At 74.5% G+C, this 13,214-nt stretch carries 13 protein-coding genes, 1 tRNA gene and 1 other RNA gene; 10 read left to right on the plus strand and 5 right to left on the minus strand.

The features are described from left to right. Positions 1-15: 15 nt before the first annotated feature. Positions 16-1,086: a glycosyltransferase family 9 protein gene (locus C7456_RS13015; protein WP_109724225.1), complete on the minus strand. Its 1,071-nt coding sequence runs from the start codon at positions 1,084-1,086 to the stop codon at positions 16-18. 35 nt (positions 1,087-1,121) lie between these two features. Between C7456_RS13015 and C7456_RS13020 the strand changes: the two genes are divergently transcribed. The 9 genes from C7456_RS13020 to C7456_RS13060 all read left to right on the plus strand — a co-directional run bounded on the left by C7456_RS13020 (position 1,122) and on the right by C7456_RS13060 (position 6,698). Beyond that, positions 1,122-1,847 (plus strand): 3-deoxy-D-manno-octulosonic acid kinase, encoded by a 726-nt coding sequence (locus C7456_RS13020; protein WP_109724249.1) that lies wholly within the window; start codon positions 1,122-1,124, stop codon positions 1,845-1,847. After that, the gene (locus C7456_RS13025; protein ID WP_109724226.1) at positions 1,844-2,602 is read left to right on the plus strand and encodes an MBL fold metallo-hydrolase; all 759 of its coding nucleotides are present in this window, start codon (positions 1,844-1,846) and stop codon (positions 2,600-2,602) included. Before C7456_RS13020 ends, C7456_RS13025 begins: the two co-directional genes overlap by 4 nt. A gap of 87 nt (positions 2,603-2,689) precedes the next feature. Next, positions 2,690-2,782: transfer RNA gene (locus C7456_RS13030), tRNA-Ser, on the plus strand. A gap of 59 nt (positions 2,783-2,841) precedes the next feature. Beyond that, positions 2,842-2,938, plus strand: an RNA gene (gene ffs / locus C7456_RS13035) — signal recognition particle sRNA small type. A gap of 224 nt (positions 2,939-3,162) precedes the next feature. Beyond that, on the plus strand, positions 3,163-4,827 hold the full coding sequence (dnaX, locus tag C7456_RS13040; RefSeq protein ID WP_109724227.1) for a DNA polymerase III subunit gamma/tau: 1,665 nt from the start codon (positions 3,163-3,165) through the stop codon (positions 4,825-4,827). Positions 4,828-4,879: 52 nt separating this feature from the next. Further along, positions 4,880-5,200: a YbaB/EbfC family nucleoid-associated protein gene (locus tag C7456_RS13045; RefSeq protein ID WP_109724228.1), complete on the plus strand. Its 321-nt coding sequence runs from the start codon at positions 4,880-4,882 to the stop codon at positions 5,198-5,200. Between the two features lie 106 nt (positions 5,201-5,306). Then, the gene (recR, locus tag C7456_RS13050; protein WP_109724229.1) at positions 5,307-5,909 is read left to right on the plus strand and encodes a recombination mediator RecR; all 603 of its coding nucleotides are present in this window, start codon (positions 5,307-5,309) and stop codon (positions 5,907-5,909) included. A 16-nt stretch (positions 5,910-5,925) separates the two neighbouring features. Beyond that, complete coding sequence (locus tag C7456_RS13055) at positions 5,926-6,336, plus strand: GNAT family N-acetyltransferase (RefSeq protein WP_109724230.1); 411 nt, start codon at positions 5,926-5,928, stop codon at positions 6,334-6,336. A gap of 17 nt (positions 6,337-6,353) precedes the next feature. Beyond that, positions 6,354-6,698, plus strand: coding sequence for a histidine triad nucleotide-binding protein (locus C7456_RS13060; protein WP_109724232.1), 345 nt, complete (start codon positions 6,354-6,356; stop codon positions 6,696-6,698). Positions 6,699-6,910: 212 nt separating this feature from the next. Here C7456_RS13060 and C7456_RS13065 read toward each other — a convergent pair whose 3' ends face one another. From C7456_RS13065 to C7456_RS13080, 4 genes are read right to left on the minus strand one after another with little or no spacing between them, the layout of a single operon-like run. Beyond that, entirely contained in the window at positions 6,911-7,498 is a 588-nt protein-coding gene (locus C7456_RS13065) for a Slp family lipoprotein (protein ID WP_109724233.1), read from the minus strand. Positions 7,499-7,545: 47 nt separating this feature from the next. Beyond that, positions 7,546-9,525 carry a transglutaminase TgpA family protein gene (locus C7456_RS13070; protein WP_245889864.1) on the minus strand — a complete coding sequence of 660 codons (1,980 nt, stop codon included), beginning with the start codon at positions 9,523-9,525 and terminating at the stop codon, positions 7,546-7,548. Further along, a complete protein-coding gene (locus tag C7456_RS13075) occupies positions 9,522-10,478 on the minus strand; it encodes a DUF58 domain-containing protein (protein ID WP_109724235.1) in 957 nt (318 codons plus the stop codon). The genes C7456_RS13070 and C7456_RS13075 overlap by 4 nt, the downstream gene beginning before the upstream one ends. After that, the gene (locus C7456_RS13080; RefSeq protein ID WP_109724237.1) at positions 10,478-11,419 is read right to left on the minus strand and encodes an AAA family ATPase; all 942 of its coding nucleotides are present in this window, start codon (positions 11,417-11,419) and stop codon (positions 10,478-10,480) included. The genes C7456_RS13075 and C7456_RS13080 overlap by 1 nt, the downstream gene beginning before the upstream one ends. A gap of 31 nt (positions 11,420-11,450) precedes the next feature. Here C7456_RS13080 and C7456_RS13085 point away from each other — a divergent pair, with 31 nt between their 5' ends. Continuing rightward, positions 11,451-13,037, plus strand: a complete 1,587-nt coding sequence (locus C7456_RS13085; RefSeq protein ID WP_245889865.1) for a glycosyltransferase family 39 protein — start codon at positions 11,451-11,453, stop codon at positions 13,035-13,037. The last annotated feature ends 177 nt before the right edge of the window (positions 13,038-13,214 follow it).

A 13,214-nucleotide genomic window follows, 5' to 3' on the forward strand; every position in this document is an offset into this window, starting at 1 on the left:
GTGCGCCCTCGCTACTCATCCCTCGTCCCTCATCCCTGCTCCCGCAAACGCCTCGAAGCGCTCGATCGCCTCGTCCACCCCGACCAGGTCCATCACGCCCGGATACTCGATCTTGGTGCCCCAGGGAATCTCGCTGGCGGGCCTGCCGAGGAACTTGCGCGAAGCCGCGTCGTACTTGTCGACGCACCAGCGGCGGTCGGAGTAGGGGCCGGAGCGGTGCGGGTTGCTGGCCGCGTGCAGGCCCAGCACCTTGGTGCCCACCGCGTTGGCCATGTGCATCGGGCCGGAGTCCGGGGTCAGCAGCAGCTGCGCGCGGGCGAGCATCGCCAGCAGGCGCTTGAGCGTGTCCTTGCCGGTGAGGTCCAGCGGCGCGCGGCGGCACGCGGCGAGCACCGCGTCGGCCATCGCGCGCTCGCCGGGCGAGGGGCCGCCGACCAGCGCCACGCGCCAGCCGCGCGCGGCGGCGTGGTCCATCACCGCGGCGTAGCGTTCCGGCCGCCAGTTGCGCAGCGCGTGGCTGGAGGTGGGGCTCACCAGCAGGACGGGCGCGTCGCCGGCCAGCCGCTCGGCGGCCCAGGCGCGGGCTTCCTCGGGGATGGGGATGTCCCAGCGCACCTGCGTCTGCTTCAGGCCCAGCGGCTCGCAGAAGCTGCCGATGGCGTCCAGCACGTGCTCGCCGGTGCGCGCGGGGATGCGCTCGTTGACCGCCAGCCCGTGCAGGTCCTTCGAGCGGGCGCGGTCGTAGCCGATGCGCCGGCGCGCGCGGATGCCCAGGCTGAGCAGGTTCGAGCGCAGCGCCACCTGCATCTGCAGCAGCGCGTCGAAGCGCCGGCCGCGCAGCGCGGCCCACGTCTCGCGCATGCCGGCCAGGCCCCGGCCCTTGTCGAAGGTGACGAACTCCACGCCGGGCAGGTCGCCGACCAGCCGGCGCTCGAGCTTGCCCACGATCCAGGTGAGCCGGGCCTGCGGCCAGGCCGCCTGCAGCGTGCGCACCAGCGGCACCACGTGGGTGACGTCGCCGATGGCCGAGGTGCGCAGCAGGCACAGGGAGGCGGGTGCGGGGCTTGGGCTAGAATCGTCGGACATGGATCGGAGGCGGTCCTCGAGGCAACCGGCGAATGATGCAGGAACACTTGCGCGAAGGCACGGGCGAGGCGCTGCTCTGCGACGCCGCCCTGTCCGCGCAGGTGGACGGGGCCTGGTTCGATCCCGCGTCCTGGCGCGCGCGCGGCGCGCTGCGCGCGCAGGCGGGCGGGCGCGGCGGCGTGGCGGTGATCGACACGCCGGCCGGCGAGTGCGTGCTGCGCCACTACCGCCGCGGCGGCATGGTCGCCGCGCTGCTGGGCGACCGCTACCTGTGGACCGGCGCCGGCCGCACGCGCGGCTTCGCCGAGTTCCGCCTGCTGGTGGCGATCGAGCGGCTGGGCCTGCCCGGGCCGCGGCCGGTGGCGGCGCGCTACGTGCGCCGCGGCCCGTTCTACACCGCCGACCTCATCACCCGCCGCATCGCCGACGCGCGCACGCTGGCCGAATGCCTGGCCGCCGGCGCGCTCGACGCCGAGCTGGCGGAGGAGGTCGGCGCGCTGGTGGCGCGCTTCCACCGCGAGGGCATCTGGCACGCCGACCTCAACGCGCACAACGTGCTGGTGGCGCCGGTACAGCTCTACCTGATCGACTTCGACCGCGGCCGCCAGCGCCTGCCGGCGGAGGGCTGGCGGCGGGCCAACCTGCGCCGGCTGCGCCGCTCGCTGCTCAAGCTCGGCGCGGCGGCGCAGGGCGTCGAGGCGTTCGAGCGCGAGGTCTGGAAGCCGCTGCTCCACGGCTACGAGCGCACCTTTCGCTCATGAGCTGGCATCTGCACTTCCTCGGCACCGGCGCCGCGCACGCGGCGGAACTGGGCTGTTCCTCGGCGGTGCTGGAGCGCAACGGCGTCCCCGTGCTGCTGATCGACTGCGGCCCGGACACGCTGGACCGCTACGAGCGCGCCTACGGCGTGCCGCCGCATGCGCTGTACGTCACCCACACGCACATGGACCACGTGGGCGGGCTGGAGCGCCTGTTCACCCGGCTGTGGTTCGACGAGGCGCTGCGCGGGCGCACCCTGCTGTTCGCCCACGCCGCGCTGGTGCCCTGGCTGCAGGCGCGGGTGGCGGACTACCCCGGCGTGCTGGCCGAGGGCGGGGTGAACTTCTGGGAGGCGTTCCGGCTGGTGCCCTGTTCGCGCGGCTTCTGGCTGGACGGCCAGTGGTTCGACGTGTTCGCCACGCGCCACCACCGGCCGGGCACCTCGTACGGGCTGGCGCTGGGCGGCAGCTTCGTGTTCACCGGCGATACCCGGCCGATTCCCGAGGCGCTGGCGCAGCACGCCGCCCACGGCGAGCTGGTGGCGCACGACTGCAGCCTGCACGGCAATCCCTCGCACACGGGCCTGGACGACGTCGGGCGCGAGTACGACGCGGCGCTGCGCGCGCGGCTGCTGCTGTACCACTACACCAGCGCCGCCGACGGCGTGGCGATGGCGGCGCGCGGCTACCGCGTCGCGCGGCCCGGCGAACGGGCGGCGCTGCCGCCGCCGCTCCCGCCGCACGCGGACGCCGGCTGAGCCGGCCGCTCTTGTCTAGCCGCGGGGCGGCCGCTATTCTTCCGCTTCTTTGCCGGAACGGATGGCCGGCATCGCGGCTTTCGCCGCGGAGAGGTGTCCGAGTGGTTGAAGGAGCACGCCTGGAAAGTGTGTATACGGCTTATCCCCGTATCGCGGGTTCGAATCCCGCCCTCTCCGCCAGTTCTTGAATAGCGACGGCCCGCCGTCGCCGGGCGCAAGCCCAACGTCCATGGTGGCCCCGTCGGTCCCCCCGCGACGATAGTCCGCAAACCCCGCCAGGTCCGGAAGGAAGCAACGGTAGTGGATGATTCGGGTGCCGGGGTGTGGCTGGCGGGGCCGCCGCCATTCAAAGGCGGTCCCGATCAGGCCGGGCCCGGCCTGATACCCGCGAAGTCGGCAGGAACGAGCTCGTTCGCCCCTTCTCCCCTCCGGGGAGAAGGCTGGGATGAGGGGCCGGAGCTCGCGCAGTCCCAAGGGACCTCCTTGCAGACTCCGAAGCCCTTTACTGACTTGTAGCCCCCGCCTTGGCACAATCGTCCCTCGCCCCAAGGTAGCTGCGAATGTCCTATCAAGTCCTTGCGCGCAAGTGGCGCCCCCGCAAGTTCGCCGAGCTGGTGGGGCAGGAACACGTGGTGCGCGCGCTCACCAACGCGCTCGACACCGGGCGCATGCACCACGCCTACCTGTTCACCGGCACCCGCGGCGTGGGCAAGACCACCATCGCGCGCATCTTCGCCAAGTCGCTCAACTGCGAGCGCGGCGAGTCGGCCGATCCCTGCGGCGAGTGCGCCGTGTGCAAGGCGGTGGACGAAGGACGCTTCGTCGACCTGCTGGAGATCGACGCGGCCAGCAACACCGGCGTGGACGACGTGCGCGAGGTGATCGAGAACGCGCAGTACGCCCCCGCGCGCGGCCGCTTCAAGGTGTACCTGGTGGACGAGGTGCACATGCTGTCCAAGCCGGCCTTCAACGCGCTCCTGAAGACGCTGGAGGAGCCGCCGCCGCACGTGAAGTTCCTGCTCGCCACCACCGACCCGCAGAAGCTGCCGGTGACGGTGCTGTCGCGCTGCCTGAAGTTCAACCTCAAGCGCCTGCTGCCCGAGCAGATCGCCGGGCAGATGCGGCACATCCTCGCCGCCGAGGGCATCGCCTACGAGGACGCGGCGATCGCCGAGCTGGCGCGCGCCGCCGACGGCTCGCTGCGCGACGGCCTGTCGCTGCTGGACCAGGCGATCGCCTACGGCGGCGGCGCGCTCGGGGCCGACGAGGTGCGCGCGATGCTGGGCAGCGTGGCGCGCGGCCAGGTGCTGGGCGTGCTCGACGCGCTGGCCGACGGCGACGGCGCGCGGCTGCTGGAGGAGTGCGCGCGCATCGCCTCGTTCTCGCCGGACTTCGGCGGCGTGCTGGACGACCTCGCCGCGACGCTGCACCGCATCCAGCTGCTGCAACTGGTGCCCGGCTACCGCGGCGCGGAGGACGGCGACGGCGATGCCTCGGCACTGACCGGCCTGGCCGGGCGCTTCGCGCCGGAGGACGTGCAGCTCTACTACCAGATCGCCACCACCGGCCGCCGCGACCTGCCGCTGGCGCCGGACGCGCGCACCGGCTTCGAGATGGCGCTGCTGCGCATGCTGGCCTTCCGCCCGGCGGAAGGCGACGGCGCGCGTGCCGAGCGTCCGGCGGCGCCGGCGATGGCGCGCGCCGCCGCGGCACCGCCTTCGCGCCCGGCGGCGCCCGCTTCCGCGGCGCCGGCCAGCGCGCCCGTGGCGCCGCCGCGCGCCGCCGCTCCCGCGCCGCCGCCGGCGGCGCCACGGCCGGCGGTGGCCACCGACGCGCGCGGCCTGCCGGACTGGGACTCGCTGATCGAGGTCGCCGGCCTGCGCGGCCCGCTCGGCCAGCTGGCGCAGAACGCCGCGCTGCGCGAGCGCGACGGCCACACCCTGGTGCTGGCGCTGCAGCCGGCGCACATGCACCTGGCGGTGGAGCCGATGGTCAGCCAGATGGAGGAGCGCGTCGGCCAGGCGCTGGGCGAGCGCATCCGCCTGCGCTTCGTCGAGGACGGCGGCAGCGCCGCGCTCACGCCCGCCGCGCGCGCGGCCAGCGCGCGCGAGTCGGCGCAGTCCGCCGCCGAGCAGGCGATCGAGGAAGACCCGCTGGTGCAGTCGCTCAAGCGCGAGTTCGGCGCGCGCGTGCTGCCGCAGACGGTCAAGCCCTTCGGGCCGTAGCGCCGGCGGCAAACCCGCACCCATTCGATAGACAGGCATCCGGAGCGTCACCATGAGAAACATCGGCCAGCTGATGCAGCAGGCGCAGCGCATGCAGGAAGACATGAAGCGCGCGCAGGAGGAGATCGCCAGGCTGGAGGTCACCGGCAGCGCCGGCGGTGGCCTGGTCAGCGTGACCATGACCGGCGCGCACGAGGTGCGCCGCGTGCAGATCGACCGCAAGCTGTTCGCCGACGACCCGGAGATGGCCGAGGACCTGGTGGCCGCCGCGGTCAACGACGCGGTGAACAAGGTCGCCGAGGCGAGCAAGGCGAAGCTGGGCGGCGTGACGGCGGGCCTGAACCTGCCGCCCGGTTTCAAGTTGCCGTTCTGAGAGCGGGGGCGAGGGACGAGTGGCGAGGGCGCGAGTCCGCACGCTTGCGAAGCATCCGGTCGCGCGCCCTCGCCACTCACCCCTCGTCCCTCATCCCTGACCATCCATGTCCGCCAGCTCCCCCCTGCTCAACGAGCTCATCGAGGCCCTGCGCTGCCTGCCCGGCGTGGGCGGCAAGAGCGCGCAGCGCATGGCCTTCCACCTGCTCGAGCGCGACCGCCAGCGCGGCCTGCGGCTGGCCAGGGCGCTGGAGCAGGCGATGCAGCGCATCGGCAACTGCACGCGCTGCCGCAACTTCAGCGAGGAGCCGGTGTGCGCGCTGTGCGCCAGCGCGAGCCGCGACCGCCACGTGCTGTGCGTGGTGGAGTCGCCCACCGACCTGGCGGCGATCGAGCAGGCCACCGGCTACCGCGGGCAGTACTTCGTGCTGCTCGGCCGGCTCTCGCCGCTGGACGGCATGGGGCCGCAGGAGCTGGGCCTGGACCTGCTGGCCCAGCGGCTGGGCGAGGGCGAGATCGAGGAAATGATCATCGCCACCAACCCCACCGTGGAGGGCGAGGCCACCGCGCACTACCTGGCGCAGCTGGCGCGCGCCGGCGGCATCCGCCCGACCCGGCTGGCGCACGGCGTGCCGCTGGGCGGCGAGCTGGAATACGTGGACCGCGGCACGCTGGCGCACGCCTTCGGCAGCCGCCAGGCGCTGGACTGAACCGGGCGGGGCGCCGATGGCTCACGAGCCCGAGCTCCGCCTGGAAATCCCCGGCATCGAGGAATACCGCGCGCTGCGCGTCGCCGCGGGCCTGAGCGCGATGACCGCCGAGGCCGCCGCGGTCGGGCTGCCGGCCAGCTGGTGCTCGGTGTGCGTGCGCCACGGCGGCGCGCTGGTCGGCATGGGCCGCATCGTCGGTGACGGCGGGCTGTTCCTGTTCGTGGTCGACATCGCGGTGGCGCCGGCCTGGCAGGGGCGGGGCTGGGGCCGGCGCATCATGGCGGCACTGACCGGGCAGCTGCGCGCGCGGGCGCCGGCGCGCTGCATGGTCGGGCTGATCGCCGACGGCACCGCCTACCGGCTCTACGAGAAGTTCGGCTTCAGGCGGGTGGCGCCGGCCGCGCACGGTATGCTGCTGCGCCTGTGAGCAAGGGAGAGAAGGCCATGGGCGACACCATCTTCGGCAAGATCATCCGGCGCGAGATTCCCGCCGACATCGTCTACGAGGACGAGCACGTGCTCGGCTTCCGCGACGTGAACCCGCAGGCCCCGGTGCACGTGCTGTTCGTGCCCAAGCGGGCCATGGCGACCCTGGACGAGGCGACCCCCGCCGACGCGGAGCTGCTCGGCCGGCTGCTGCTGGCCGCGGCGGACTACGCGCGCAAGGAGGGCTTCGCCGCGCAGGGCTACCGCACGGTGATCAACTGCAACGAGCACGGCGGCCAGACCGTGTACCACCTGCACGTGCACCTGCTGGCCGGACGGCGGATGCACTGGCCGCCGGGCTGAGTCCGCGTTCCGGCGCGACGGGTTTCCGACCATGGGGCGCGGTCGATCGCGGCCTCCGGCCGCGCTGGCCACTCCAGAATGAAGGCCAGCAGCAGGCGCGGCCGACCATCGGAATGAAAAAGCCGGCAGGATGACCTGCCGGCTTTTTTCGTCTTGCCCCGTGCCGCGCCCGCCCCGCATCGACATGCCGTGCGCGCGCGCCTCCGAGAGGCTTACTTGCGCGGCGGCGGCGGCGCCGGGCGCGGATGCACCACGATCACGCGCGGGCCACCCCAGTACGGCCCGCCCCAGTAGGGACCCCAGTACGGCCCCCACGGACCCCAGAACGGGTCGTAGAAGCCCGGCGGGTAGTTCACGTACACCGGGCGCTTGGGCCACAGGTACACCACGTCCGCCTCCACGCGCGGGTAGGCGTAGTCGAAGTCGCCCACCTTCTTGCTGACGATGCCGTGCAGGGTGCCGGTGACGGTCAGCTCGCGGCCGCGGGTGAACACCTCCGGATCGTAGAAGCCGGCGCGGCAGGCGACGAAGCGGCCCTGGCTGGCGCCGGCGTCGCCCAGCTTCGGGCGCGCCTGGCTGTCCAGCGGGCGCGACAGCAGGTAGAAGCAGGTCTCCTGCGGGCCGGGCTCGGTCTTGATGATCTCGCCGCCCCAGCGCACGCGGGTGCCGCCGGCGCCGCCCTGCTGGGCATTCTGGACGGGAACGTCGGTGTAGGTGCCCTGCAACGGCTGCGGCACCGTCGCGCAGGCGGTCAGCAGCGCGGTGGCTGCGGCCAGGGCGAGTGGGCGGTAGGCGGACATGTCGGTTTCTCCATCGTGGACGGTTGCCCGGGCAACCGCGTTGACCTTCATTTGACCACGCGGCGCGGATGGAAATCCCGTGCCGCGCGGCGGAAGCGGCGCGCCAGTTCAGGCGGCGGTTCGTGATGGGCGTAGCGCAGTTCGAGATAGCACCTCATCAGTTCTTCGAGCTCCTGCCGCTGCGCCGGCAGCGCGCGGGCCGCGCGGCGCAGGTAGTGCTGCGGGCCCTCGCCGCGCCGGCGCGCGAGGCCGCGCCGCGCCAGCCGGCTCTCCAGCCGCCGCCAGGCGGCCAGCACCGGATCGCGCGGGCCGCGGCGCCACAGCGCCCACGCCAGCCCGAGCCCGGCGCAGGCCGCGCTGGCGACCGCCAGCAGCAGGCCCAGCGTGCGGGCGTCCGCGTCGCGGACGCCGAACGGGGCGAGCAGCCCGCGCTGGCGGAGCGCGTCGAAACCGATAACGCCCTGGTTCCACCAACGGTTGACGATGTCCCAGCGGTCGCGCAGGCCCTGCAGCCAGCCGGCGTGCGACCAGCCGAGCTGGTCGCCGGCCGCGGCCGCCGCGCCCAGGCTCACGCGCTCGGGCCGCACCGCGGCGGTGGGGTCCACGCGCACCCAGCCGCGCCCGGCCAGCCACACCTCGCTCCAGGCGTGCGCGTCGGAGCGCCGCACCAGCAGGTACTCGCCCATGCGGTTCCAGAAGCCGCCCTGGTAGCCGGTGACCACGCGCGCCGGCACGCCGGCCGCGCGCATCAGCACGGTGAAGGCGGAGGCGTAGTGCTCGCAGAAGCCCTCGCGCGTGCCGAACAGGAAATCGTCCATCGCGTCGCGGCCCAGCGGCGGCGCGGCCAGGCTGTAGCGGAAGCCGCCGTCGCGGAACAGCGCCAGCGCGGCCTGCACGATGGCCGCATCGTCGGCGCCGTAGCGCCGGCGCCAGTCCTGGCCCAGCGCCAGCGCGCGCGGGTTGAAGCCCGGCGGCAGCTGCAGCGCGCGCCGCCGCACGGCGTCGGACAGCGAGGCCTCCAGCTGGTAGCGCAGCACCGACTGCATGCCGTAGGAGAGCGGGTCGCGCACCGGCCGCTCGCGCACGACTTCCAGGTCGCGGCTGAGCCGGGTGCCGGCCGGCACCTGGATCGGCGCGTCCAGCGCGGGCAGCGCGCGCTGGCCGGTCGGCTCCATGTCGACGCGGTAGCGGAGCGGGTCCCGGCCGACCAGCGGCACGGGGGCGCCGTCGTCGCGCGCGTACGGCGCGTGGCGCCAGCTGCGCCCGTCGTAGCGCCACATCACGTAGGCGCGGAAGTAGCGCTGCTCCGGCGGCGGCGGCGCGCCGTCGAAGCTCACCCGCAGCGCGGGATGGTCGTCGGTGAGCAGGTCGGTGAAGCTGCCCGGCGACATCGAGTCGCTCAGCCCGGTGGTGGCCTGCGCGTCGTTCGGCGCGCCCCACAGCGGCGTGTCCAGCCGCGGCACCAGCAGGAAGGCGAGCGCGGCCAGCGGCAGCGAGACGCCGAGCAGGGTCGCGCCGGGCAGCAGCTCGCGCGGCAGTCCGGCCCAGGCGTGCGCGGGCTCCAGTGCGCGCAGCGTGGCCAGCGCCGGCAGCAGGCCGAGCGCGACCACCACGGTGGCGACCAGGCCCTGGCCGAACAGCAGCGCGGCCATCAGCCCGAAGCAGGCGAAGCTCACGCCCACGCGCGCGTCGCGCGGCGTCTCGCATTCGAGCAGCTTGAGCACCAGCAGACCCACCGCGAGCGCCGAGCCCGGCTCGCGCCCGAACAGCGTGCCGTAGCTGGCGACCACCGCCGCGCCCAGCGCCACGAGCAGCGGCAGCTTGAGCCATCCCGGCACCACGCGGCGCCGCCGGCGCCTGCGCCACCAGCACAGGCCGAGCAGCGCGGCCAGGACCGCCGTCAGCCACGCCGGCAGGTGCGGCGCGTGCACGGCGAGCACCACCGCCATGGTGAGGCAGAGCGGATCGAACACGCGCGCGTCGAGCGCGGCGGCGGGTGTCCTCGCGCGGCGGCGGAACGGGTTCACGGCAGCAGCGCCAGCGCGCTCATGCAGCGCGCGTAGTGCGCCTGGCCGCTGCCGGTGCCGATGGGGTCGCCGGGCAGCCACAGGCTCCAGCGCAGGCCGCGGGCGCGCGCCTCGCCCAGCCAGCGGGCAAGGCGGGCGATGCGCGCCTCCGGGTCCAGCCCCGGCAGCTCGCGCCAGTCCAGCCGCCATTCCTGCAGGACCTGCGGCTGCTCGAAGTCCTTCACCAGCAGGCCGTGGTGGCGCGCGCTGGCCTTCCACGCGACGTGGCGCAGCGGGTCGCCGCCGCGGTAGTCGCGCAGCGTGGCCAGGTCGTCGCCGTGGTGCAGCCGCGGGCGCTGGCGCGTGCCGTCCGGCGCGGCGGGCGCGGGGCCGGAAACCTCCGGGCGCGGCCACACCAGCACCTGCTGCTGCGGGTGCAGCCAGCTCCAGGCGCGGAACAGGCCCAGCGGCCAGGTGCTCCACACGCGCAGCCGCGGCAGCGCCTGCCAGCCGCGCCGCTGGGTGGCGATGCGCAGCGTCACCTCGGCGCGGCCGGCCGGGACGGCGAAGGCGGCCGCCGCGGGGTCGCGGTCCAGGCTCACGCGCAGCGCCTCGCGCGGATGCGCGGACTCGAAGGCGAGCGTCACCGCCAGCGGGTCGCCGGCCATCGCCTGCCCGGCCTGGATGGCGCCCAGGCGCAGCCCGTGCAGGGCGCGGAAGGTGGCCAGCATGCTGGCCGCCGCCGCCGCGCCGAGCACGCAGGTGAGCAGCAGCGCGGCGTTGTTGGCGTAGTTGAGCCCGCCCAGCAGCATCACCAGCAGCAGCACGCCGAAGCCGAGGCCGAAGCCGGTGGGCACGATGTAGATGCGCCGGCGGTGCAGCTCGATCGGCAGCGGCTCGGGACGGCGGTAGCGGGTGAGGGCGGGCAGCCGCCGCTCGGCGGCCTGCTGCAGGCGGCGCAGCGCTTGCCGCATCAATCCACCGCCACCTCGGCCAGCAGGGCGCGCGCCAGCGCGTCGCCGCCGGCGCCGCGCGCGGACACCAGGCGGTGCCCGGCGAGCGGCACGAACACCGCCTGCACGTCCTCGGGCAGCACGTGGTCGCGGTGGCTGAGCAGCGCCCATGCGCGCGCCACGCCGAGCAGGGCCAGGCCGGCGCGCGGCGACAGGCCGACGCGGATCTCCGCGTGCCGGCGGCTGGCGGCGAGCAGCGCCTGCAGGTAGTCCAGCAGCGCCGGGCTGGCGACCACCGTCTGCGCCTGCCGGTGCAGCGCGGCCAGACCCGCGCCGTCCAGCTGCGGTTCGAGCCGGGTCAGCAGCTCGCGGCGGTCGCTGCCGGTGAGCAGGGCGCGCTCGGCGGACGGGTCCGGGTAGTCCAGCGACAGCCGCAGCATGAAGCGGTCCAGCTGCGAGTCGGGCAGCGGGAAGGTGCCGTTGAGGTCGAGCGGGTTCTGCGTGGCGACCACGAAGAACGGCTGCGCCAGCGCGTGGGTCTGCCCGTCCACGGTCACCTGGCCCTCGGCCATCGCCTCCAGCAGCGCGCTCTGCGTCTTGGGCGTGGCGCGGTTGATCTCGTCGGCCAGCAGCAGGCCGGTGAAGATCGGGCCGGGATGGAAGCGGAACAGCCCGCTCTCGCGCTCGTACACGCTGACCCCGATAATGTCCGAGGGCAGCAGGTCGCTGGTGAACTGCACGCGCTGGAAGTCCAGCGCGAAGCTCGCCGCCAGCGCGTGCGCCAGGGTGGTCTTGCCCACGCCGGGCACGTCCTCCAGCAGCAGGTGGCCGCCGGCGATCAGGCAGGCGAAGGCCAGCTTCACCTGGCGCGGCTTGCCCAGCAGTACGCGATTGACCTGCGCCATCGCCGCTTCCAGGCGCGCGTGCAGGGTTTCCTCGGGCAGCGGAGTGGTGGCGGACATGGGTTCCTTGGGGCGGGAACGGGGCGCGGGCGTGCGGGGCAGTGTAGCGGCCGCCGCCGCGCGCTGGCGAGCGGCGTTCGTCGCGCTCTTCGTGCCGCTCTCCGCCGCCAAGCTGTGGCTGGCCTGCACGCTGCCGCCGTTCGGCGACGAGGCGTTCTACTGGCAGGAGAGCCGCCATCCGGCCTGGGGCTACAGCGACCTGCCGCCGCTGACCGCGTGGCTGGTCCGGCTCGGCGAGGCGACCGCGGGACACGGCGCGTTCGGCACGCGCTGGCCGTTCCTGCTGCTCGGCGGCCTGCTGCCGTGGCTGCTGGTGGCCTTCGCGCGGCGCGCCTTCGGCGACGCGCGCGCGGCCTGGCAGGCGGGCCTGCTGAGCCTGCTGCTGCCGCTGGCCGGCACGCTGGGCGTGCTGGCGCTGCCCGACGTGCCGCTGACGCTGGCGATCCTGCTCGCGCTGTACGCGCTGCTGCGCGCGATGGCGGAGGACCGCGCGTGGCAGTGGCTGCTGCTCGGCGCGGCGCTGGCCGCATGCTGGCTGACCCACTACCGTGCCGCGATGCCGCTGCTGGTCGGCCTGCTGCTGTGCGTGCTGACGCCGCGCGGCCGCGCGCTGTGGCGGCGTCCCGGCCTGTGGCTGGCGCTGGCGGCGATGGCGCCGGGCCTGGTCCCGCTGGCGGTGTCGAACTGGCAGCAGCGCGGGGCCGGCGTGGCGTTCCAGCTGGTCGAGCGCAACCCGTGGCGCTTCCACGCCGATGCGCTGGCGCAGCCGCTGGAGCAGGCACTGGCCTGCACGCCGGTGCTCTACGCGCTGCTGCTGTGGGCGGCGTGGCGCGCCTGGCGAAGACGCGGCGAGGGCGCGCCATGGGACCTGCTCGCGGTGAGCTCGCTCGGCTTCGTCGGGCTGTATTTCGCGCTGGGCCTGTTCGCCGACGACCTGCGCTTCCGCGCGCACTGGCCGCTGCCAGGCTACCTGCCGCTGCTGGCCGCGCTGCCGGTGCTGTGGCGCGAGCGCGACTGGCGTCTCGCGCCGTGGCTGGCCGGCGCGGTGGCGGCGCTGGGCCTGCTGGCCGGGCTGGCCTACCTGGGGCTGGCCGCGAGCGGGCAGGGCGCGCAGCGGCTGGCCGGGCTGAAGGCCTTTCCGTCCAACTTCGTCGGCTGGCGCGAGGGCGCGCGGGCGGCGGATGCGCTGCTCGACGGCCGTCCGGCGGTCGTGGTGGCCGACAACTTCATGCTGGCCGCCGAGCTGGACTTCCAGTGGAACGGGCAGCGGCCGGTGTATGCGCTGGACAGCCCGCTCAACGCCAAGCACGGCCGCGCGCCGCAGCTGGCGGTCTGGCGCCGCGACGAGGCGGCGCTGCGCGCGGCGCATGCCGGCGAGGCGGTGCTGCTGGCGGTGGACGAGACGGCGCTGCGCGAGCGCGAGCGGCTGGACTGGCTCGGCTCGCTGTGCGGCCGGCTGGACGGCCTGCGGCCGCTGCGCCGGCTGGACCTGTTCGGCGGCGCCAAGCGGATCGCCTTCTACGAGGGCACGGTGCCGGCGGCGGCGAAGCCGGCGGGCGACCCGGCCGCCTGCGTCGTCTGGCGCGAGGCGCATGTGGCGCAGTACGGCAACGACTGAGGCCGGCTTTCGCGGCCGGAGGCCGCTCCCACAGGGTTGCCGCAGGCTTGCGGGAGCGGCCTCCGGCCGCGACGGCTAGGGCCTGTCATCAATTGACTAGATAAGCGAAGCTTGGGTTTTCTTGCGAGCGCAGCCGTTCAATGACCCGACGCTATGGACTTCGAGACGATCAATGGG

The organism is Fulvimonas soli (genome assembly GCF_003148905.1).
Taxonomy (GTDB): Bacteria; Pseudomonadota; Gammaproteobacteria; order Xanthomonadales; family Rhodanobacteraceae; genus Fulvimonas; species Fulvimonas soli.